The sequence below is a fragment of the Gardnerella sp. Marseille-Q9185 genome (genome assembly GCF_046508745.1).
GTDB classification, from domain to species: domain Bacteria; phylum Actinomycetota; class Actinomycetes; order Actinomycetales; family Bifidobacteriaceae; genus Bifidobacterium; species Bifidobacterium greenwoodii.
The window spans coordinates 44416-67874 of the sequence record NZ_JBKFWK010000006.1 but is presented as its reverse complement, the minus strand read 5'-3'; the positions used below and the strand labels follow the sequence as shown (position 1 = coordinate 67874).

The following is a 23459-nucleotide window of genomic DNA, read 5'->3' as shown; positions in this document are numbered from 1 at the left end:
TGCGCGTTTTGTGTGGCTACTTTAATTATTTTTATTCTGCAATTGCGCGAATAATTACGTGATTTTTATTGCTGTCAGTTGTTGCAATAAGCCTAATATTTCCACCGTCTTGAATTTTAAGGCGCTTTTTCAAAGTTTCTGCAGACATTGGAAAGTTTCTAGTAACAATATTCGCATGTGTAATATCTGCAAGCGCTTTCTTTATTTCCTTCTTGTTAAGGCTGCAAATATTCTCAATTTTCCATATTTTCCCCGGGAAATTAGCATAATGTTTTTCTGCAACACCAATATGACTATTTGGTTCTATTTGCTTAATGCCATACTTTTCTTCTAAAAACTTTAAACATCCCGCTTTCATAATTGCAGCATTTGGCTCATAAACGTACCGAGCCCATTCTCGCCATTTTTGTACGTATAAAGTTTTGTTTTCCTTACTTTTACCATCTAATCCAGAAAGTATTGAAACCTGATTTTTTGAAGTATCGTAAGCGGCTTCTATAACAGTTAACTGATTGTCGTTTACGCAATATATTGGCAGTTTCGTGTGCTGAGATTTGCTTAGTACTATTAGTAGCTCTTTACATTCATTATGATGAGCAACAATGTGCACTTGCGCAACATTACCGCCAAAATCGTTTACAGTTTTATGCCAGTCAAGCATTGGAGAAAGTTTAATAATAACAATTTGTGCTTTTTTAAGAAGTTGGTCTTTAATAGATAGCACGTTTGGTGTGCAGTCTTCAATAGCGTAAGTTCTAGAACCTTGATTATTGCGACGTGCAGGGTCAATGTATATCATTGTTGCGCTAGAAATCTGATTAAGTGCCTCAAGACTATTATTGTTGTAACACGTAACTTTAGAAAGACCGAGCGCTCGCATATTGTGTTGTGAAATAGCGGAAAGATCACTTTGCTGCTCAATGCATATTGCAGAATCAAAAACCTCAGCCATTATTGCGCAATCAACACCAAATCCACCTGTAAGATCAACAAGAGTGTTCGAAGTGTTTTCTTCATTCAGCTCACTAAGTAATTTTTGTGCAATATTAGCCTTATATTGCGCTGTGGCTTGCGAAGAGCATTGTTCCATAGATATATGTGCCGGATATATAATCTCCTCGCAGGATGCCCATTTTGGCAGTTTTTGTTGTGCTATTTGTTTGCCTGCGATTTGATTTACTGCAAAAGTAACATCAATTCCCGCGTTACGTGATGCTTTAAGAGCTGCATTATTTGGATTTGATTTCGCATTTTCTTTAATAAACGCAAGTGTTTGAGGTGTTGCGCAAGGAATTTCACAAGGTGCATGTAACTCAGAAAGCATAATCTTATTCTTACGTAACATATGGATGTGTTTGCACGCTAAACGTAAAGTTTTAAGCGAATAAGCGCTTGTTCTTCAGATTAATAATAATTAAAATAAATTTTAGAGAAATAGCGTAGCTGCGAAGATTTTTTACTCAATTTGCGCTAAATGGTTAAACAGTTGAAGAAGGAACAATGCGATTTTGTATCGAATGCGGTAGTCAACTTTCTGAAAATAGTAGGTTTTGCAATAGCTGTGGAACTCCTGTTGAAGAAGACAAATTAGAAAATCAATTTGTTCAACCTAATAATTTTAAAAAACCTAATAAAAAAGTAATTGCTTGTAGCATTTCTAGTTTTGTTATCGTAGTTCTTGTTGCTGTTGGAATTTTCTATTATTCGTATTCGCAGAAAAATGTTATTTCTTCTTTGAGTGGAGGAAATGCTCAACAAATCATTGAAAAAATATCGTCATCGGGAGCTGCTGTAAAAGTAGTTAAAAAATTCTCCGCAAAAAATAAAGGTGAAGTTCTTTCTATTAAAGGAATTAAAAAAGGCGAAAAAATATCACCTTCTTCGAGAATAACAGTGTATGAATCGTTGGGGCCTGGAGTTCCGGATGATATTACTAAATTGAAGCCGGAAGATGCTGTGCGCGAATTAAAAAAGATGAACGTGCCAGTAAAAGTGCATACTGCAACTGCTATCAATCCGGGTACGGTAATTGGAACTACGCCTCAGCCTGGAAGTTCAATTAATGAATCTGCTGATCGTACTATTCATGTTTTAGTTGGCACTGAAGGCAAAGGTGTTCCAGCGGATTTGTACGGCATGGATTTTGCCAAGGCTGAGGATTTATTGAAGAGTCGCGGATTCAAAGATGTTAAAACGAAAGAACGACTTTCTTCTCGTAATAATATATATAAAATAGTTGATTCGGATCCTGCGTTGGGAACTGAAACTACTAGTGATTCCATTACTCTTTATTACGGTGTTGGCGCAGGACAATCTTTGTTTACTGAATCTTCAGATACTTACGACGACCATATTTTGATGGACGCTATGAAACTAGATAGTTTTGTTGGTTTATGGTGCACAAATTCTGGAGATTGTCTTGATTTTCGTTTAGAGCCGTTTAATCCACAAGATCCTGATTATAAGATTTTGAATTTACATGGGTCGCATGAAAAAGATTATATTAACATGCGAAAGGCTGATAATGTGAGCACTTATACAGGTCTGAATTTAAACAATGAATTGCATATGTGTCATGCTAATCAGAATGTTGTTGGGTGCAGTGTTAATTACCCTCCTCGCGAAGAAAATTATATGAGGAATCATCTTATTTATGGAGATACAGGAGTTGTAGAACTGTATCGTGGAGGTTTTGAAACATTCTGTGGTAATTCTGAATTTGACGATATTACCGGTGATAAATGTGTGAACGGTAAGCTTTATAAAACTGGTGATTACGGTTATGACTATCTCGATACTCTTAATAAAGATCCTGGTATCAATCACGGTTTAAGTTTTAGAATGGCTGATTTTTATCTTCTTGTTCCTGTAGGAGCTGATTTAATCAAATTAGAAAAAGACGGATACTTCCAAGGAGTAGGAAAAAATAAGCCAAATATGGACAGACCGTTTATTCTGCGTAGAGATCCTAAGTTGTATAAGAAAACCGAAGAACCTATTAAGCCTGCTAAAACTATAGATTCTTTCCTAAATCCATTTATTCCATCATATAAAACTAAGCCTGTGAAGTTTGCGCCTGCGCCTGATGACGGTAACGCATACTACTTGGTTGAACAGCCTTTTAATTGGAGTAAACTGCCAGAAAAACAGTAGAGTAGATTGTTTTTCTAATTACGTTTCTGCGCTTTTCGAAAGTTAATTAACATAGAGTAGTAATTGTGGATAACTTTTATACACTTTTGCACAAGCGCAAAAATGGCGAGTTATTAGCATTTGTGAATAATTATGTGGATAACTTGAGTAGTTGTTAGCATCTTATGCCCAACTTATACCCAAGTTATCCACAGTTCTGTACACAATGGTGGAAAACTACATGCGTGTAATTTAACTAAGCTAATCCTTGTAAGCAGAATACTGCGCACGCAACAAGAATAATAAAAATAGAAATAAAATACGTTAAGAAACGCGTATTAAACGAAGCTTTTCTAAGCAGAGGATTTTGTACTCCTAGCAATGCTGCAAGCGCTGTTCCAATAATTAAACCTCCAACATGAGCCTGCCAAGCTATATTTGGAATAATAATTGGCATAGCGAGAGTAATCGCAATCCAAATAATTGTTCCTCGCATGTTTTCACCAAGTCGCCACTGAGCTACTAAAAGTGCGCCAATAAGACCCATAATTGCGCCTGAAGCACCATAAGAGGCGGACTGCCAATTATTAATTATTCTGCACCAAATAATATCTGCAATGCATCCTCCAAGACCCGATATTAAATAAAGTCCAAAGAATTTCCATCTGCCAAAATAACGCTCAAGTTCTGCGCCGAGTGACCAAAGGCACAGCATGTTGAAGAAAATATGAGTGATGTTTGGCGCATGGACAAACATTGATGTGAACCAAGTCCATGGGGTATTTAACGCAGTAACTGGCACGAAGGCAGTATATTCTATAAAAGTAATGTAGGTTTCTTTAGTTACGAAGTATAAAAATATTTCTATTAGCCAAGTAACAATGCAAGCGTATATGAGAATTGCAGTAACAGTATTGCTGCGAAAACGTATTCTATTCCATAAATTTTTTATATCCAAATTATGCATATCTTTATGATATAGGCTTTACTTCACAAATTTAATCAATAAGATTGTGTAAAAAGATGCAACTCTGAAGAAAAGCAACTATGATAGTGAGTAAGCGACAAAACGCTATATAAATCGTTGACTTGGACGAGCAGGTCAGCTTAACCCGAAAGGAGCCATCATGGAGAACAGATCCTCTGGCGGTTGGAAGTTCTTTGCACTGCTCTTCGGAGCACTGCTCGCAGGAATTGCTGCATTGTATGTTTATAAGCAGCACAATCCTGATTATGACCCTTGGGAGGAGCCGTGGGAGAACAGCTCTTCACCAATTGATCTGGGGCTAGAAAAAGAAGAGACAGAAGGTAAAGACGCTCCTGCTGTTGAAGAATAAAACAGCAGTGTTGTGTTAAAATACTTCAAATAAAGGCGACTGTGTGTATGTGCAGCCGCCTTTATTGTTTGTTTACTTGTTTATTTACTTACTTGTGATTAATTTCGATTTAATTACTAGAAACAAAAAGCGGAAGCTGATTAACAGCCTCCGCCTTTTTCTTATTAAGCGATTAAGACGCTATTTTTATGCTCACTCGGCAACTGGAAGAGCACCAGTGTGCCAAATGCGATCGAGGTAATCTTCGATAGAGCGGTCAGAAGAGAAGTAACCAGAGTTGGCTACGTTCAAAACTGCCATGCGAGCCCACTTCATTGGGTCGCGGTAAGTTTCCTCAATCTGAGCCTGAATATCCATGTAAGAGCTGAAGTCAGCCATTGCCATGAAGTAATCGTGGGTAAGCCAATCGTTGACGAGTGGCTCGTACACGCTCTTGTCGCCATTGGAGAATGTGCCGTCAGCAACCATATCCACAGCGGTCTTCAAGCGAGGATCAGACTCGTAGTACTTACGGGATCCGCCGTGATCGTAGCCTTCAGCGTAGAGCTTATCAACTTCGTCAACGGTCATGCCGAAGAGGAAGAAGTTCTCAGCGCCAACGCGCTCGCGAATCTCAACGTTTGCACCATCGAGAGTACCAACAGTCAAAGCACCATTCAAAGCGAACTTCATGTTACCGGTACCGGAAGCTTCCTTACCAGCCTGAGAAATCTGCTCATCCAAATCGGTGGCAGGAATCAAGTTCATAGCCAACTCGATGTTGTAGTTTGGTGGGAAGAACACAGCGAGCTTGCCCTTGCATGCTGGATCGTTGTTCACCACGCGAGCAACATTGTTAATGAGCTGAATGGTGAGCTTTGCCATAGCATAGCCTGGAGCAGACTTAGCGCCGAAGAACACGGTGCGTGGAAGCATCTTGTCAACGTCGATTGTGCCGTTCTTAATTCCAGCGTATGTGGAGATAACCTGGAGGATCTTCATGGACTGGCGCTTGTACTCGTGCAAACGCTTAACAATGGTGTTAAACATAGTGTCTGGGTTGATTTCGAAGCCATACTTCTGCTTTGCGAAATCAACGAAGGCAAGCTTGTTCTGCTTCTTAACTTCAGCAAACTTCTTAACGAATGCCTTGTCGTCAGCCAATGGCTTTAAGCCTTCGAGAAGCTCCAAATCACCCTGCCATGCGTCGGTGCCCAAGCCCTCAGTAATAAGAGCAGACATACGTGGGTTGCTCAAGCGCACGAAGCGACGAGGAGTTACACCGTTAGTAACGTTCTTGAACTTATCTGGGTAAACGCTGGAGAAGTCCTTCAAAGTGACATCCTTCAACAACTCAGAGTGAAGCTCAGCAACGCCGTTAACGTAAGAGCCGCCGTAGGTAGCCAAGTAAGCCATGCGGACTACAGCACCTTCGCCATTTTCGTCAGCGTCGGTAGCGATGCGCATACGCTCAACCTGATCCTCAGCAACGCCCTTACCGCGAAGCTCGTTGCGGAACTGCTCGCTAATGCCCTTAATAATCTCAAGGTGGCGTGGCAAAAGTTCGCCAATAAGCTTGGCTGGCCAAACTTCCAAAGCTTCTGGAAGCAAGGTGTGGCAAGTGTAGTTGAAGGTCTTGGTGGTGATACCCCAAGCGGTGTTCCAATCGTAGCCGTACTCGTCCATAAGAACGCGCATAAGCTCTGGAATACCAATAACTGGGTGAGTATCGTTCAACTGGAAGTTGATCTTGCTTGGGAAGGTTGTGAGATCCGGCTTATCCTGACCTGGGTAGAACACGCGGATAGCGTCATGAATAGAAGCAGCTACGAAGAAGTACTGCTGCTCAAGACGCAAAGCCTTACCTTCTGGAGTGGAATCTTCTGGATAAAGAATCTTAGAAATGTTTTCTGCTGCAACCTGTGGCTTTACAGCATCCAAGTACTCAGACTTGTTGAAGGTGAGCAAATCAAACTCGTCGTAAGACTTAGCAGTCCACAAACGAAGAGTGTTTACGCGACCAGAATTGTAACCTGGAACCATGTAGTCAACTGGTACTGCACGAACAGACCAAGCTGGCTTCCACACGCGCTTGCCGTTTTCTTCAACAACTTCGCCGCCAAAGTTGACGCGCTGATCACGACCGTAATCAATGTGGCCCCATGGCTCTTCGTTGCTAAGCCAGTAATCAGGTGTTTCTATCTGCTTACCTTCTTCATCAAAGCGCTGCTTGAAGATGCCGTAACGATACTGGATGCCGTAGCCGAATGCTGGAACGCCAATAGAGGCGAGCGAATCAATGAAGCAGGCTGCGAGACGACCCAAACCGCCGTTACCCAAACCTGGTTCATACTCAGCGTCGATAACAGCCTTTGGATCGAAGCCAAGCTTCGTAACAGCTTTTTCGAACTGGTCGGTAAGACCAGCGTTCAACAAAGCATTCTCAAGCTGCTTACCCATCAAGAACTCTGCGCTCAAATAGCCAACAGCCTTGGTGTTTCCGTTAATCATGTCATGCTGTGTCTGCATCCAAGAGTCCATCAAGTGGCGACGAACTGCGGTAGCAGCGGCAACATACACATCTGCCGTGGTGGCCTGCTCTGGCGTTACACCCTGGGTGTACTTGAGGTGCTCTTGAAGTTCTTTGGCAAATGCCGTCGCAGTAGTTTTGGCTTTCGGCGCGACGTGTTTAGTCATATTTGACTCCTTGTGCCGTTTGTTATATTTCCTAAAAAGTGTGCAGCCTGAAACTTTATGTTTAGGCAGTTAAACCAGTACCACGTTGTAGATAACTGTTGTAGATAACTACAAAAGGTATGTTAATGCACACGATGTTCCCAATAGTACCACAACCTAACACCTTTAAATATTAATATATGGCTTCTTAATACAAATATATTTATGAAAGTATGTTGTTTAGAAGATAATAAAAATATGGTAGTAATACTTGAGCGAGATATAAAAAGAGGACAATGTGCTTGGAAAGCGTGGTGTGAGTCTGCTAATAAAGCGTTTAATAATGGCGGAGAAGCTATTCAAATAACTAGCGATATTTTAAATATTTCTCCAATTGACGAAGCTTTAGCAGTTAGATATTCTTTATATCTTCTTGAAAACAGAGTCCCTGGGTGTGCAGTAGAGGTAAGAGTTGCGCCTTTTGGTGCAGTAAAAATTTTGGAAGGACCAGCTTCTGATCCGCATAATCTTACTCCGCCGGATGTTATTGAGCTTGATCCGCAAGTTTGGTTAAGAATTTCTTGTGGTATTACAAGTTGGCAGCAAGAAAAACAAGCCGGACACATAAGTGCAATCGGTGAGCGTGATGATTTAAGCGATATTTTGCCACTTGATATAAATTTATGACATCTATTTATAATGCTTATTTACAAATATCCTGGGCCTTCATTTTTTAGACCCAGGATATTTAGCTAAAAATAATTACTAGCAACCTAATTATTAGTAATTTTAAGATTTATTTATCGTTCTTATGCATGAAACTCGGCACTGGCATAGGAATGTGATGATGCACAGGAGTATGCGCGCCAGAATTTGTAGAAGAATTTTCATTATTTACAGCCTTAGCTGCAGCTTCTGCCGCCCACTTTGCATATTCGTCTAAATCATCATCGTTGGAAGACTCATTAGAATCATCTTCTTGAACAGTTGCTTCCTGATCTGGAAGATACGAGTTTTCCTCGTAAGTTTCGCTCGACGCAAATGGATCGAAGGATCCTTGTCCGGGTTCGCTGGAGTTAAGCTCCTTAGCAAGCTCGTCATAATCCGTATCGGTCGTCAGGTATTTGAGCTTACGGGCAATTTTCTGTTGCTTTGCCTTCTGTCGTCCGCGGCCCATCTGACCCCCTCTTAAAAAATTACCGTAACAATCAGTTCATCACACAAGAGCGTACCACTTAACCGCAACCGAGTATATTGTCTGTGTAAACTTTTACCATGAAAGCCATATTTTAAGCGTAAAAATGCGTGTATGTAAGGAGCTAAAAATGCAGGAAGAAGCACAGGTAACAGCCGCAGGAAATGAGATGAGTGCAAGCTTTCTTGCAGCGCGTAAACGTTCGGATGCAACGCTTGAAAAACTAGAAAGTAATCCTTCTTCATTTACCATGCTTACAGGAGACCGTCCAACAGGACGCCTGCACTTAGGCCACTATTTTGGTTCTATTCGTGAGCGTGTCGCAATGCAGAAGCGTGGTGTAAAAACCAATATTATTATTGCTGATTATCAGGTAATTACTGACCGTGACACAACCGAGCATATTGAAGATAATGTTTTGAATTTAGTGCTTGATTATATGGCTGCAGGAATTGATCCTGAAAAAACAATGATATTTACGCACTCTGCTGTGCCTGCAGCAAATCAGCTTATGTTACCATTCTTGTCTTTAGTTACGGAAGCAGAATTGCACAGGAATCCTACTGTAAAGTCAGAAATGGAATCATCTGGACACGCTTTAACCGGATTGCTGCTTACTTACCCAGTGCATCAAGCTTGCGATATTTTGTTCTGCAAAGCTAATGTTGTGCCGATTGGTAAAGATAATTTGCCGCACGTTGAAATCACTCGCACGATTGCGCGTCGTTTTAACGAAAGATACGCAAAAAAGAATCCAGTTTTCCCAGAGCCGGCAGCAATTTTGTCTGACGCTCCAGAAATTCCAGGTTTGGACGGTCGTAAGATGAGCAAATCTTACGGTAATTCAATTATGCTCGGAGCTACTGCTGAAGAAACTGCCAAACTAATTAAGAAGAGTCCAACTGATTCTGAGAGGATGATTACTTTTGATCCAGTAACTCGTCCGCAAGTTTCTGCACTTCTTACTACCGCAGGTTTAGTTACAGGCAGGGATCCTAAAGATATTGCTGCAGAAATTGGTAATGCTGGTGCCGGCGCATTGAAAGCTTACGTAATTGAAAACGTAAATAACTTCTTGGCGCCTCACCGTGAGCGTCGTGCAGAACTTGCAAAAGACATGGATGTTATTCGAGACATTTTGCACGACGGCAATAAGCGTGCAAATGCCATTGCGGAAGAAACGCTTTCTCAAGTTCGCGAAGCAATGGGAATGAAGTACTAACAAAAATATTTAAATATTCTAAATATTTTCAATATTTCATATGTTTAACAAAGCCGAATGCAGAGTAAAATTGTTAAGAGAATAAAAAATATTTCGCAAGAGCTGATTTTTTAATTCTCTTATTCGTATTGCTTCAATCGTGCCACTAAAGCATATTCGAATTTTGGTTTTGATCCTCGAATTCCGCCGGATTAGGAGCATTAGCTCCTTTAAGAGCTATTAATGGAACCACCTTCCCGCAAGCATTTAGTGACCAAGATTCGTTTGCTGAAGTGCTGGAACATGCTACGCAATCTGCTGCTCGTAACGCGGAACGCATGTCTATTCAGGGTAAAAAACTTTATTAGATTTTATGGGCTTCATCCTAATTCAAAAATGATGATTATTGCAGGAGTAGCCGCAGATGCCATAATTGTAGTAATCGTGGCAATACTACTTTAAATAATTAGAAATTTAGAAATAAGGAGACGATATGGCACGTCAAGTAAGAATTGTAAATACCGAGAATATGCAAACGCAAAATTTTGCGGACAGATTTTCTTTGCAAACTCCGCAACAAAAAGATAATCAGTTTAAAGACGCTGACACCGAGCTAAAAACTTCTGCATGGGAACTTGAGAATAGACATGCTGTTCGTTCGAAGCAAATTTTGGAAGCGGTTCGCAGTCTTGATACCACCACTAACGAAACGTACAAGCAGCAGATCATTGATCACATTAATGAATTGTACAAGCAGCGTTTTGCTGGGCATCTTGTTGCGTTATTTGCAAAGTGCTACATTGGCTACCCTTACGTTGACCATTACATTTCGCTTGATGGTGGAATTGTTGAGCATTACACAGACAGTGATACTGTGCCTCCGCTATTCCAGCCGGCTCGAAGTTTAGCGGCTTCTCCGCAATACGCTTATATTGAAATTTATTCGGATGGAGAAGTGGTTCCTGTTGCTGAAGACGGCACGGAAAGATAATGAATTTCATAAAAAATAGTTAATCGAATGAGGCAGAACTTGATATAATTTATAGCATTGTTGCTATTTTGCGGCAGTGAATTGCCTTTTAAGAGAGGGAGACGACATGGAGGAAACTGTAGATCCTCGTGCGCTACAAAAGTATTTGGATAATATAACTTCGTCTATTTACCAAGTTGACAGCAAAGTTAATCTTGTTAGCGGAGAAGTAAGTCGAGTTGGTAAAGATCTTAATGAAACACATTCTGAGTTAAAAAAGCTAAGCGAAGCCTTCTATGAATATGTTGATGCAGCTAAGCGAGCCGCCATTGCTCAACGTGCAGAAACTAAGTTGGGTAATCTTAAAAGTGAGCTTGATCGACAGTACGGTCATTACGATAAAGTTCGTCGTACTTCGATTGGTGTTTTGCAAGCATTTGATGTTGCTAACGTAAGCGACGCGGTTGTTTCTCACGTTTCAGAAGAATTGATGATTCAAAGTCCTCGATATTGGCTTGCTCCTGCGCTTGTTGCAATCGCTGCCTGGAGTCGAAATGATAAAGAGATTGTAGAAAAGTCAGTTGAAGAAGCATTTAATAGAAACTCGGCAAAGACGTCGTTGTTCTTCGCGCTAGTTTTGCGCCGTATGGGAAGAAACGAATCTGCGTTGCGTTGGCTTAGGCACTATTTACAAAGCTGTGATTCTAAGGCGCTTACTCGTGAGTTTGCAGTAATTCTTGAATCTGCAGCACAGGGTGCGTTTGGTAAAAATGGTGCGCAAATGCTTTCTGCGCAAATCAAAAAATGGAATGACGAACTGCGTTTGGACGATGATATTGTAAAATCGCAGGTTCAGGAATGGGTGCATGAGCTCGAAAACAATTGCTCGATGCTTGCTCCTAACGAGTATAAGGAACTGCGTGATTGCTGTCCAGATTTCGGTAAGTTGAGGAATATGCTTGAGGCTGCAACTACTCTTGGCAACACGAGGGATAAGTATAAAGCTATAAAAGATGACACCACTACTACTCTTCAAGCATCTGCAGATATGCTCGACGACTTACTTGAGCAGTTGGTTACAGAATACGATGACGAAGAGTTGCCGTTAAGACGAGAAGTAGCTTATAACGAGGCTATTGTTGAAACTGATGGCGATATGGAAAAAGCTGAAAAGAAGGCAGATCAGTACAAGCGCGCTTTGGAAGAAACGGTTGATGCTGTCACTTTGCAAACTCGAACTGCAATCTCTCCTGATTTGATGGGTGTTTCTGTACAAACTCAGAAGGTTTCCGTTGGCGCCGGTCAAAAAGATTTCTTAACAGCTTTGAATGAGTATACGAAGAATTATCGTTCTAAAGTGGTTAATTCGGTGCGAATTGTTCTTAACGAGAAACATTCAAAATTAGCTGAACAATATCATTTTGTTGGTTATTCAGGTGAAACTAGAGAAAATGAAAACGTTGCTTTTAACAATCTTCATCACGCCTGGGATGAAACTTTTGACGAATATATAAAAAAGTTGCAGTTCAATAATGATGAACTTATTAAGCCTATTATATTTTCTATTATTGGCGTCGTTATTCTTTTCATCTTGCACCTTGTACCTGTTGCATTTTTCGTTGCTTTTGCATGTGTAGCTGGTATAGCTATTTGGGCTAATAATAAAAAGAAGAAGGCGGATGAAGCTGTTGCGGAGGCCTTGAAGAGTAAAGAGGAAGCTTTTGAAATTTCAAGGCTTCATTTAGCAGCTGCTCGTGCCGCTTTCGTTGACATTCAATTCGAATATCAGGAACTTAATAAAGATGAAGAAGGATTAAGGGATTTGATTGAAACCTGGCCTACTGCAAAACCTTCATCAGATGAATCTCAAGAGGAAGAGAAATAACGATGGACAACACTAATGGCAACAATTACCAGTATGGCCAACCATCTCAAGAACAAGGTGGACAGCAATATAACAGCGCTCAGCAAGGTAATAATGCTCAGCAAAATAACGGTGCTCAGCAAGTGAACAATAATCAGGAATATGCTGCAAATAATGAGCAGCCTACAGCTGGTAACGCTAATTATTATTCTCAATCAACGTATCCTTCTCAGTCGTCGTATTATAATCAGTCGACTTACTCTAATGGCACGTATGCTTCGTCTTATAGTTATTCGACTCCTGATCAATATGGCAATGCACAGAATAGTCAAGGCAGCTCTTCGCAGCAGTATTACGGAGAGCAATACAATAATTCGCAGGTTGGTTATTCGCAATACAATACTGATAATTCTGCGTATGGTTCTTCGTATGGTTCCTCTTACGGCTCTTCATACGATTCCTCTTACGGGTCTTCTTATGGTTCTTCGTACGAATCTACTAATTATGGTGCGAATAATTCGTCGTCTTCTTATGGATTGGATACTTCCGCTTCTAATTACGGTTCGTATTCTTCGTATAGTGCTCCTAATCAGACGAGTGTTCCTAATCAACAGGATACTTCTTCTCACAATCCTGTTGACGCAAAGACTGATGTTTCTAATCAGAATAACGCTCCAGTTCAAGGAGATGTTGCGGGTCAGTCTTCAGAGCCGAAGCATGCAGAATCTAGGCCGGAAGGATCTAAGAGTGTGGAGAATCAGACCGCTGCAACTCAGTCTGTAGAAAGTGAGTCTGATGCAAGCCAAAATGTGAATAAGTCTGAAGAAACTAAGACTTCAGAGCCGAAGCATGCGGCGAATCAGTCTGCAGCAACTCAGCCTGTAGAAAGCGCGTCTGATGCAAGTGTGCCTGCTTCTGGTATGCCTGCAGAAGGCACGCATGTAGAAAATACGCCTACAGAAGGTCAGTCTTCGTATACTGCGGCAAATGCAGCAACTAATCCTGCTGCTTCTCCTATGAACGGCGAGATGCAGGGGATGAATGCTATGCCGGGTGCTCCTATGAACAGCGTTCCAGGTGTAAATAACGGTATGTCGGGTGTTCCTATGAACGGTGGTATGCCGGGAGTGCAGGGTGGTATGCAAGGAATGAACAATATGGTTCAGCGTCCGGGTGCTCGTAGGCGTCCACGATTTGTTCCTAAGCCAAAACAGGAAGAAGACGCATCATTTGTTGAACGCAGGAATCTTCTTACCGCAACCGCCTCTACTGCAAAGCACCAGATAACTCGCGAGCGAAAAATAGCTGGCAACTTGCCTGATTGGGATCCGTTGCCACCTAGCGAAATCTTAATTACTCGATGAAATAGAGGTAGATAATGGCTGAGGATGTTTATTCTGTTTGGGTAAACAGGTTAAGTGCTTTCGGTGACGATCCAAATACTTCGTTAGCTGGATTGCCGGAGATTACAGTTGACTATTTCCCTGCATCAACATTTGAACGTTTGATGAAGCATATTAATAGAGCAGAAAATAAGGTTATGGAGCGCTGGGATTCAGAGTTATCCAGAGATATACGGCACGCGTCTGATACGCATGAGCTTTCTAACGCAATATTGCATTCTCGCAAATTGTTGGCGCGAAGAATAGCTCTAGATAACCATCCTAGCTTGCCAGAAGTTTTACGCTCTAAGCTCATGAAAAACGCAACTGATGACATTAATAATCTCCAAAAAGACCTGGAGAAAAATGTTGGCAAAAGTACAGATTCTTGGGCAGTAAATTCAAGCGATCAACTGTTGGAAATAGTGAGAACTTCTCCTCTTACCGCAGTGCTTAGTGAAAATTATCAAAATAATGATGCTATTATGCAAGTAATCAATCAAGCAGAGCAGTATTCTCAACAACCAGATTTGTCTGAAGAAGAAGATAATAACGCAAACAATGGCGGTTCGAAAGGTTTCTTCGGCCGATTGTTTGGTAAGTAGAGGTAGATTATATGCCAAATTATGCTGGAACGAGGAAGATTGTTGAGCAATTTTTGAAAGCTCGTGTTCCTCTAATTGTTATTAATTCTGTAGAACCAAGTCGCGTGGCTGAGTTACTTAGCGATATTGCAAGTGAGTTGCGCTCGCTGCCATTCTTTGAGTTTTCTGCAACTGAAGGTTTGGTTGAATTGCTGTCTAGAAAGCAAATGTCTGACGATTATTCGTTGGTTGGTGCTTTAGATACTGCAAAGCAAACATTTAAGACTCGTCAGAATGTGAATTATATTTTCAGCGATCTTGATGGAATCGAAAGTGACACAACAACAGCACGTCATTTTGCGCAAATGGTCCGTCTTGCAGAACCTCACCAAGGCTCAATGATTTTGATTGTTGACAAGCCTGTTTGGAGCGGATTGTCGCGACTTGGCATGACGACCTCGTTAGATTTGCCAGATATTGACGAATTGTACGACGTGTTGTCGGAAACTATTGAGACTAATCGTATGAACGTGCGCATTGACTGGCAGCATGATGAAATTCGTAGAGCTGCAGAAATTTTGCTCGGCGTTACCGAAGCAGAAGCGGTTAATGTGCTTGCAACGCTTATTGCTAAAGGGTTTATTACCAACGAAGACATTCCTGAATTATCTAAATTCAAGGATCGTATTTTTGGCAATATGACAGGTATTGAGCGCATTAAGTTGCAAGATGATTATCAAGTTGGTGGCCTTTCTAACCTTAAGTCTTGGCTTAAAAAACGCGAAGCGCTTATTAAATCAGATTTGACTAATTCTCCTCTACACCCGCCTAAAGGTGTGCTGCTTTGTGGTGTTCCTGGCTGCGGTAAATCACTTTCTGCTAAAGCAATAGCACATGAGTGGGAGTTGCCATTGTACAGGCTTGATATGAGTTCCGTGCTAGGCATGTATGTTGGAGAATCAGAGTCCAATCTTCGCGAAGCTTTGGCTGCTGCAGATCGAGTTGCGCCATGCGTATTGTGGATTGACGAGATTGAAAAAGGTCTTTCTGGTTCAAACAGTGACAGCGGCGGCGGAGTCTCCAAGCGACTAGTCGGACAGTTCCTGTTCTGGCTACAAGAGTCTACATCCAAAGTATTCCTTGTTGCTACGGCTAACGACGTTTCGTCTTTGCCACCAGAGTTACTTCGTAAGGGTCGATTTGACGAAATATTCTTCGTTGATTTGCCGACGGAGGAAGAGCGTGCGGAAATTCTTCGCCTTTGCTTTACGAAATATGCAAAAGTATGCCCAGATCCTTCGCTGATTAACGAGTTGGTGGAGCTTTCGGATGGTTTTGCGGGTTCGGATATTGATGCTGTTGTGCACGATATTGCTTCCGACATGTTTGCAAATAATTCCGTTATGCTTCCTGACGAAGGCTACATAATTGACGTGTTTAAGAATGTTGTTCCATTTTCTAAGTCCAATCCTGAAGAAGTTGCAGCTATTCGTGATTGGGGTAATAATCGCGCAGTGCCAGCTGGTGAAAAACGACAGGACATTCAGCAACAAACTGTTTCTACTGGTCGCAGAGTGATTATGTAAAACAGCAAAGCTGAACTAAAATTCACTAAATCACACGTCGTAACGCCAGCTTTTATCTGTAATAACGCGAGCTACAGCAAGACCAATAGGCAAGCAAATAATTACCATAAAAGCGCGGAAAGTCCAATCTAACGCTGGAAGCGTGTGGAACTGACCGAGATAAAACATTGCACGATACATATAAAGTCCCGGAACCATAATCACAATAGATGGAACGGTAAGACCTATTCGCGGATACCCCAAATATTGAGGTGCAAAGCCGTGGCGAACAATAGCTCTCCAAGCAGAAGCAAGTAAGCCTGCAAGAAGTGCGCCGCTAAACGCCGCAATTTCGGCAGCAATACCGAAATCTGTCATAGTTAAGCGCAGAGTATCCGTAATAGCTCCAATAACTCCTGCAACTATGCACATGCGCTGTGGAGAATTAAACAGCACAGAGAAGCCCCATACGCCAGCAAAGGCCGTAATAAGTCGAAGAACTGCGTTAAGCCAAGGGTTTAATCCAAGAGGAGGGAAACCTTGAGGATTAAGCTGCACAATGCTTGCAACAGTCCAGCCTGCAAGTGTTCCCATCAAAATAATCGCAAGCGTATAACACAGACGTTGAATTCCGGAAGGGAAATCTATTTTTGCAATATCTAGGCCGCCTGTAATAAGTGGGAAGCCTGGAATAACAAATAATACTGAGCCAATATATGCGGTTGTGTGATTTAATGCACTTGGGTCGAAGTAGCCAATAAGTTGCAGAGAACCTATGCACGAAAGTGCGCCGATTGCAACCGCAACGAATGTGACTACAAATTGGTTAAGATGATGCATGAACATGCGGCGACGAATATAATGGCCAATTCCTGCGCCAATAAAAGCACCGATCATGTCGTAAAGTCCGCCGCCAAGCAAGAAAGCAAAGGATGCGCAAGCTATTGCGGAAGCAAGACCTGCAAACCAAGGTTTATAAAGTGGCTTGCGATTTTTAATCAAATCGAGGCGGTCGTGCACTTCGCGAACAGTAAGAGGATGATTATTTTCATCTTCCTTATTGCTGTTTTCTGTAATTTTTTGAACATGCGAAAAATGTTCAGCGTAAGCGTTTTCTGGCTGTAAAGCAAAAATTCCTCGCGGCTTTTCTTTTTTGATTGCTTCTTGTAAAGCTTGTTTTTCTGCTTTTTTTGCAGCATTTTCTTCCGACTGTTTAGCTGTTTGTACAATATCGCGCTCAACGTCGCTTTCTTGAAGAGTATCAACTAATTCTTTAGAAACTGTAGCTTTTGAGTGGTAGAGGGAATCGTTTCCAAGTTTAACGTTAAACCAGTCAGCAAAATGCTCGAGAAGCCAAATTCGTTCAGTATTAACACCTGTTGTTGGAAGATCTACAACTTCAGTAATGCGCTCATGCTTATCTGTGCAAGTTGCTTCAATATCCGTGAGATTTACGTCTGCTCGAACGTGAACGCCCATCGGTTCGCCGATTCTGTGCATAAGTTCGCGAACACGGTAGCTTCCGGTTCCTGCTCCTAATCCGAGCGCGCCGACGCGAATAATAATGCTTGATTTTGCAGCTATGCAGGCTTCGGTAACAGGCTTATCCCAATCGCGCTCAACATCGTCCATGTCGAGCGGAATAGCATGAGTATGAAAACGTCCAGAAGGTTTTCCTACTACGTGTCCTGTTGGAAGAATTTCCGGATTGTTATTGCAACTGTTGCTGTAATTAGTATTGCAATTATCGCAACTATTGCAATTATGGACGTTTGCATTATTGCAAGTATTATTGTCTTCGTTGCTATCTACTGTGCTCACAATTTTTCAGTATACGCCCCCTGTTACCTAGTAAATTTTTGTTAACAAAATACTATTTATGCTACGTCCGGTGGTAGTTTCAAAATTAACTTGGTATTTCGCTGTAAACAAGGCTGTGGGCTTGCAACTTTTGACCTAAATAACCGCGGAGGAGCCGCGGAAGTCAGATGACCGAGCAACCTTATTTACTGGCGCAAGGAGGTCTGATGACAGAAGAAAATCAGCAGGTTACTCCAGCGGACGCAACTATTGTTACGTCTGGTTTGGGACGAAAAGGCCCAGAGGAGCGTGACCTTCCAGCATCGCTTAAGCAAGACATGGATTTGTGCTTGCATATTCTTCGCGATGTTCTTGGTGAATTCGATGAAAAATTACTAGCAGTATTCGACGACGTGCGTTTGAATGCTGTTGAGGCTAGTGCCGCGCATTTTGCGCAAATGGTAGATGCAAAAGTAACAGCTGACGATGGCTTGAGTAAGGCTGTTAGCAAGCTCAATGGAATGAATTTGCATGATACTCAGCTTCTGGCGCGCGCTTTTGCAACATACTTCCACTTGGCAAACTTGTGCGAAGAGAATTATCGAGTTTCTGTACTTCATCAGCGTGAATGTGAAGTTGAGGATTCGTTGCCGGTTGATCCAGTTAACGAACTTACTTGCGCTTATCACAAGTTACTTACTGAAATGAGCCCTGCTGAAGCGAAAGAATTGCTTGCAAAACTTGAGTTCCATCCTGTATTTACTGCGCACCCAACTGAAGCTCGTCGTAAGGCTGTAGCCGGAAAGATTCGTAGAATTTCGCAATTATTAAGCGAACATCATCGTTTAGGCGGATCCGACAAGCGCGAAAATTATCGTCGTCTGTATAACGAAATTGACGCTCTTCTTAGAACTTCGCCAATTGCTTTGAAGAAGCCAACTCCGGTTGAAGAAGCGGATACTATTCTTGACATTTTTGACGCTACATTATTTGACACTATCCCAGTCGTGTATCGTCGATTTGACGATTGGCTGCTAGGTAAGAAGGCTGGTCTTGTGCCGCCTCGCTGCCCTGCGTTCTTCCACCCAGGAAGCTGGATTGGATCGGACCGAGATGGCAACCCTAATGTGACAGCTAAAGTGAGCCGTCAAGTCGCTCGAAAGTTTAGCGATCACGTGCTTGCAGCTTTGGAAAATCGCACGCGCGAAGTTGGCAAATGCTTAACTATGGAAACGCGCACAACTCCTCCAAGTGTGGAGCTACTTGAGTTGTGGAATCGTCAGCGCGAAATGAGCGAACAGCTTACAGAAAGCGCTTCAGATGTTTCTAATAGTGAGCCGCATCGTGCTGTAATGCTCGTAATGGCTGACCGTTTGCACCGCACTATTAGCCGCGATACGGATTTGATGTATCATTCTTGCGAAGATTTTATTGAAGATTTGCAAATTGTGCAACGCTCTTTGGCAGAAGGCGGAGATCCTCGAGCAGCTTATGGTCCTTTGCAGGATTTGATTTGGCAGGCGCAAACCTTTGGATTCCACATGGTTGAAATGGAATTCCGTCAGCATTCTCTCGTGCATTCTCGCGCTTTGGAAGATATTCGCGAACACGGATTGCACGGCGAACGCGGACCGCTTCAGCCAATGACTCGAGAAGTGCTCGACACCTTCCGTGCTTTGGGCGCAATCCAAAAGCGCAACGGCATGCGTGCTGCTCGACGCTACATTATTTCCTTCGCAAAATCTGCTCAGCATGTGCGCGACGTATTTGAGCTTAATCGTCTTGCTTTTGCTCATCCACAGGATGCGCCAACAATAGACGTTATTCCACTGTTTGAACAGTTGGAAGATTTGCAGAATTCTGTAAATGTGCTTGAGGAGATTATTAAAATTCCTGAAGTGCAGGCTCGTCTTAAGGCTACTGGCCGCAAGATGGAAGTTATGCTTGGCTACTCGGATTCTTCCAAGGACGCTGGTCCTACTTCCGCAACGCTTGCTTTGCACTCTGCTCAGGAGCGCATTGCTCAATGGGCTAAGAAGCATGATATTGATTTGACACTATTCCACGGCCGCGGTGGCGCTGTTGGTCGAGGTGGCGGTCCTGCAAACCGTGCAGTGCTTGCTCAGCCTGTTGGCTCCGTCAACTGCCGATTTAAGCTTACTGAACAAGGTGAGGTTATTTTTGCGCGCTACGGGAATCCAGTTTTGGCTATTCGCCACGTTGAATCCGTTGCTTCTGCAACTTTGTTGCAATCTTCGCCAAGTGTTGAGAAAACTAATACTGATATGACGAAGAAGTATGCGGACATGGCTGCAAAGCTTGATGTTGCAGCCCATGAGCGCTTCCTAGATTTGCTGCAAACGGATGACTTTACTCCATGGTTCTCTACAGTTACGCCTTTGAGTGAAATCGGTTTGCTTCCAATCGGCTCTCGCCCAGCTAAGCGCGGTTTGGGTGCGAAGTCTTTGGACGATTTGAGAACAATTCCGTGGGTGTTCTCTTGGGCTCAGGCTCGCATTAACTTGGCTGCATGGTACGGTTTGGGTACGGCTTGCGAAAAGTTTGGTGATTTGGAAACTTTGCGTCGCGCTTACGAAGAGTGGCCGCTGTTTAGTACTTTTATTGACAATATTGAGATGTCTTTGGCTAAGACGGATGAGCGTATTGCTCGCATGTACTTAAGCCTTGGAGATCGTGAGGATTTGAGCGATAAAGTACTTTCGGAAATGCAGCTTACTCGCAAGTGGGTTTTGCAAATAGTTGACGACAAGTGGCCTCTGCAGCATCGTCACGTGCTCGGCCAGGCTATTCGCGTGCGCTCTCCTTACGTGGATGCGCTTTCTGTAATCCAATCCCTTGCATTGCACAAGCTTCGCAACAAGGTAGATAAGGAAGAGTTGAGCGAAAGCCAGCAGGCAGAGTTCATCTACCTTATTCTTTGCACTGTTTCCGGTGTTGCTGCAGGCTTGCAGAATACTGGATGATATTTAATAAATTACTGAATCAAGAAGGCTCTCGTATTTGCGAATTGCAATACGGGAGCTTTTTTGATAATAGGCTTATATTCTTAAACAAAATTCTTATTTACTACGAAAGATACAATATATTCTAAGTCAAAGATTTTTAAACTTTAAGCAACTAAAAATATTGCCAATGCCAGTGTAGGAGGTAATAATGCAAGAAGAGGCAAACGAAGATTTTGCTAATGAAGATTCAGTTTTAGCTACATCGGTATTAAGCGCAATGCTTGCGGGGAATCGCAAATTTGCAGAAGGCAATTCAGCGCATGCAGGCGTAAATTCACAAGCGCGCATGAAACTTATTGACGGTCAGCATCCTGGAGCTGTTGTGCTTTCGTGCGCAGATTCTAGAGTTGCTCCAGAATTTATATTCGACGCCGGTTTGGGCGATATTTTTTCTGTTCGCACAGCTGGAGAAGTGTTGGATGATGCAGTAATAGCTTCGCTAGAATACGCTGTGAGTGATTTGGGAGTAAAAGTGTTGGTTGTGCTTGGGCATGAGCATTGCGGCGCAATACAGGCTGTTTTGCCAAACGTGCAAAAGCTGGTTTCTGAATACGACGAAGATAAAACAAGCGAAATAATTGAGTCGAGCGAGTCAATATTGCTGCGTTCTTTAGGGCCTGCTGCGCTCGCAGGTGTTGAGGAAAATTTAGATACAGATGATATTGAACGTATTCACGTGTCTAATATTTTGGCTGAAATTTGCGAAAAATCACAAATAATTCGCGAAGCTGTTTTCAAAGACGCTTTGATGCTTGTTGGAGCAAGGTATCGAATGAGTGACGGCTTGGTGGAAGTGTTATCATGCTAAAAACAGAAACCGAAGCAAAAACAACGAGCCAAGTAGAAAAAGCAAGTAAAGCAAGTAAAACAAGTAAAGCAAGTAAAGCAAAACAAGCAAATTCTGCAAACTATCTTTTTTTGATTGCAGGAGTGCCTTTCGCAGCTCTTATTATTGCTATGGCACCGGCTTTACAAGCGCGTTACCCGTGGCTTCTTATTGACACCACTGTTCGAGGTGTTGCTGGCCTACTTTTGCAAGCGATTCCTTTCACTCTTATTGGTGTTCTTGTGTCTGCTGCTGTAGAAACTTGGGTAACGGCTGATTTTATTGAAAAACATGCTCCAAAATCTACTGCAAACGGTTTTTTAGCTGCCATAATTGCTGGAGTATGCGTGCCTGTGTGCGACTGTGTGGTTGTGCCAACATTTTCTAGGCTCGTTGCAAGAAAATTGCCGCTTCCTTGCGCAATAGCTTTCCTTTGTGCTGTTCCTGTTGTAAATCCTGTGTCTGTTTTAGCGACTTGGTACGCTTTTTCTGATGCTCCGGCTGTAGCCGTTATGCGCGTTGCTTTAGGAGTTGGTATTGCGTTATTAGTTGGATTAAGTTTTGCAATATTTCCGCCAAAATCATCTGTTTTACGTAACGAAAATTTATTAAAAAATAATCTTAAACCAAAATGTTCTTGTGAACTAAATTGTGGCTGCGATCATAAAGAAAATCAAAATTCTTCAGAACAATTAAAGACGCAAAATCGCACAAAATTAAGTATTTGTTTGCAAATAAAGCTGTATATAAAGCATATTCACGAAGATTTTTTGAAACTTTTACCAATTATTGTGTGCGGAACTATTGTTGCTTCTGTTATACGAGCTTGGTTAGGGGCGGATCCTGCTTCCAGAATACAAGCTAACAATATTTTGATTGCAATACCCGCAATGATGGCTATTGCCTATTTTAGCTCGTTGTGCTCAAGTTCGGATGCTGTAATTGCTAGAAGTTTAGCAGCTTCTTTACCAATGTCTTCCGTCTTAGTATTTTTGCTATTTGGCCCAATGCTTGATTTAAAAAATACTCTTATGCTTGTTTCTGATTGCAGAGGCAAATTCGTATTGCGTTTAACGCTAACAATTGCAGGCTTTTGCCTTCTAGCTTCACTGTTTTCTAACTGGGCTTGGGGGTTCATGCTATGAAAAATACAAGTTCTGTTAGTGAAGAAAATAAAAAGCGTAATCGTATTACTTTTGCAAAAATATTAGAATCTTTCGTGCTTTTATGTTTAGCAGCAGTTATTGCCACAGTAACTTTAAGTGGACAGTACACGCTTTTTACCACTCCTCGAGCGTTCGCATATTTGATAATTGCAGCCGTTCTGCTTTTAGTTTTAGCATTTTGTGCTGCATTGGGATGGTTTGATGTTTCTGCACGAGATTCTTGGAAAATACTAGTTTCTTTAGCGCTTCCTGCACTGCTAATTATTATTCCTCTGCAATCGTCGCAAAGATTTAGCTCTGGCGGTTTTGATCGTTACGCAGGAGGCAGAGCTATTGCTATTAGAAGACACAATTCGATACTTTCTGGGTTGAGCGAAAAATCTCGTGAAATAAAAGTAAAAAACGATGATTTCGGTTTATGGTATGACGAAATCGACCATAATATTTCAAAATATGAAGGATATACGGTTACGATTACAGGGTTTGTAAGTCGTGATACTACTTTAGGAGCAAATCAGTTTCGTTTATCTCGTCAACTCATGTCTTGCTGCATTCTAGATATGTCTCCTTTTGGTTTAGTTGCAAACTATAAAAATGCCAACAAACTTCACGAACATGAGTGGGTTATGCTTCGCGCCCGCGTTTCTAGGGGGAGCATAGGAGTTAAAGGATACCAACGTTCCGGGGTTGTACTAAAAGTTATATCGTTAAAATCTGCTAAAGCGCCAACTGGATATTTTTACCGTCCGTAATAAT

General features: G+C 42.0%; 18 protein-coding genes. 13 read left to right on the top strand and 5 right to left on the bottom strand.

Annotated elements, in window-relative coordinates:
* Nucleotides 1-31: 31 nt before the first annotated feature.
* Nucleotides 32-1345 (bottom strand): THUMP-like domain-containing protein, encoded by a 1314-nt coding sequence (locus ACLD5M_RS05495; RefSeq protein ID WP_375169203.1) that lies wholly within the window; start codon nt 1343-1345, stop codon nt 32-34.
* A 155-nt stretch (nt 1346-1500) separates the two neighbouring features.
* On the opposite strand from ACLD5M_RS05495, the gene ACLD5M_RS05490 reads away from it, so the two are divergent.
* The gene (locus ACLD5M_RS05490; protein ID WP_375169204.1) at nt 1501-3153 is read left to right on the top strand and encodes a PASTA domain-containing protein; all 1653 of its coding nucleotides are present in this window, start codon (nt 1501-1503) and stop codon (nt 3151-3153) included.
* 235 nt (nt 3154-3388) lie between these two features.
* Here the strand turns inward: ACLD5M_RS05490 and ACLD5M_RS05485 are convergent, their stop codons facing one another.
* On the bottom strand, nt 3389-4099 hold the full coding sequence (locus tag ACLD5M_RS05485; RefSeq protein ID WP_004136640.1) for a rhomboid family intramembrane serine protease: 711 nt from the start codon (nt 4097-4099) through the stop codon (nt 3389-3391).
* A 160-nt stretch (nt 4100-4259) separates the two neighbouring features.
* On the opposite strand from ACLD5M_RS05485, the gene ACLD5M_RS05480 reads away from it, so the two are divergent.
* A complete protein-coding gene (locus ACLD5M_RS05480) occupies nt 4260-4469 on the top strand; it encodes a hypothetical protein (protein WP_004126589.1) in 210 nt (69 codons plus the stop codon).
* 192 nt (nt 4470-4661) lie between these two features.
* Here the strand turns inward: ACLD5M_RS05480 and ACLD5M_RS05475 are convergent, their stop codons facing one another.
* Complete coding sequence (locus ACLD5M_RS05475; RefSeq protein ID WP_004136644.1) at nt 4662-7145, bottom strand: glycogen/starch/alpha-glucan phosphorylase; 2484 nt, start codon at nt 7143-7145, stop codon at nt 4662-4664.
* A 237-nt stretch (nt 7146-7382) separates the two neighbouring features.
* Here ACLD5M_RS05475 and ACLD5M_RS05470 point away from each other — a divergent pair, with 237 nt between their 5' ends.
* Nucleotides 7383-7811: a sterol carrier family protein gene (locus ACLD5M_RS05470; RefSeq protein WP_004136648.1), complete on the top strand. Its 429-nt coding sequence runs from the start codon at nt 7383-7385 to the stop codon at nt 7809-7811.
* Between the two features lie 109 nt (nt 7812-7920).
* On the opposite strand, the gene ACLD5M_RS05465 is transcribed toward ACLD5M_RS05470, so the two are convergent.
* Nucleotides 7921-8301, bottom strand: a complete 381-nt coding sequence (locus ACLD5M_RS05465; RefSeq protein ID WP_004136650.1) for a DUF3073 domain-containing protein — start codon at nt 8299-8301, stop codon at nt 7921-7923.
* Nucleotides 8302-8449: 148 nt separating this feature from the next.
* On the opposite strand from ACLD5M_RS05465, the gene trpS reads away from it, so the two are divergent.
* From trpS to ACLD5M_RS05435, 6 genes are all read left to right on the top strand, one after another.
* Entirely contained in the window at nt 8450-9541 is a 1092-nt protein-coding gene (gene trpS / locus ACLD5M_RS05460) for a tryptophan--tRNA ligase (RefSeq protein ID WP_375169206.1), read from the top strand.
* Nucleotides 9542-10013: 472 nt separating this feature from the next.
* On the top strand, nt 10014-10511 hold the full coding sequence (locus ACLD5M_RS05455) for a hypothetical protein (protein ID WP_375169207.1): 498 nt from the start codon (nt 10014-10016) through the stop codon (nt 10509-10511).
* A 106-nt stretch (nt 10512-10617) separates the two neighbouring features.
* Nucleotides 10618-12375 carry a hypothetical protein gene (locus tag ACLD5M_RS05450; RefSeq protein WP_410314768.1) on the top strand — a complete coding sequence of 586 codons (1758 nt, stop codon included), beginning with the start codon at nt 10618-10620 and terminating at the stop codon, nt 12373-12375.
* 2 nt (nt 12376-12377) lie between these two features.
* Nucleotides 12378-13718, top strand: coding sequence for a hypothetical protein (locus ACLD5M_RS05445; RefSeq protein WP_410314767.1), 1341 nt, complete (start codon nt 12378-12380; stop codon nt 13716-13718).
* A gap of 14 nt (nt 13719-13732) precedes the next feature.
* A complete protein-coding gene (locus ACLD5M_RS05440) occupies nt 13733-14341 on the top strand; it encodes a hypothetical protein (protein WP_410314766.1) in 609 nt (202 codons plus the stop codon).
* A gap of 11 nt (nt 14342-14352) precedes the next feature.
* Nucleotides 14353-15906, top strand: a complete 1554-nt coding sequence (locus ACLD5M_RS05435) for an AAA family ATPase (RefSeq protein ID WP_410314765.1) — start codon at nt 14353-14355, stop codon at nt 15904-15906.
* Between the two features lie 30 nt (nt 15907-15936).
* Here ACLD5M_RS05435 and ACLD5M_RS05430 read toward each other — a convergent pair whose 3' ends face one another.
* Complete coding sequence (locus tag ACLD5M_RS05430) at nt 15937-17706, bottom strand: threonine/serine exporter ThrE family protein (protein ID WP_410314764.1); 1770 nt, start codon at nt 17704-17706, stop codon at nt 15937-15939.
* A gap of 206 nt (nt 17707-17912) precedes the next feature.
* Here ACLD5M_RS05430 and ACLD5M_RS05425 point away from each other — a divergent pair, with 206 nt between their 5' ends.
* The 4 genes from ACLD5M_RS05425 (at nt 17913) to ACLD5M_RS05410 (ending at nt 23455) form a co-directional block, all read left to right on the top strand.
* Complete coding sequence (locus ACLD5M_RS05425) at nt 17913-20669, top strand: phosphoenolpyruvate carboxylase (protein WP_410314763.1); 2757 nt, start codon at nt 17913-17915, stop codon at nt 20667-20669.
* Between the two features lie 190 nt (nt 20670-20859).
* On the top strand, nt 20860-21519 hold the full coding sequence (locus tag ACLD5M_RS05420) for a carbonic anhydrase (RefSeq protein ID WP_410314762.1): 660 nt from the start codon (nt 20860-20862) through the stop codon (nt 21517-21519).
* Nucleotides 21513-22682: a permease gene (locus tag ACLD5M_RS05415; RefSeq protein ID WP_410314761.1), complete on the top strand. Its 1170-nt coding sequence runs from the start codon at nt 21513-21515 to the stop codon at nt 22680-22682. The genes ACLD5M_RS05420 and ACLD5M_RS05415 overlap by 7 nt, the downstream gene beginning before the upstream one ends.
* Nucleotides 22679-23455 (top strand): TIGR03943 family putative permease subunit, encoded by a 777-nt coding sequence (locus tag ACLD5M_RS05410; protein ID WP_410314760.1) that lies wholly within the window; start codon nt 22679-22681, stop codon nt 23453-23455. The genes ACLD5M_RS05415 and ACLD5M_RS05410 overlap by 4 nt, the downstream gene beginning before the upstream one ends.
* Nucleotides 23456-23459: the final 4 nt, after the last annotated feature.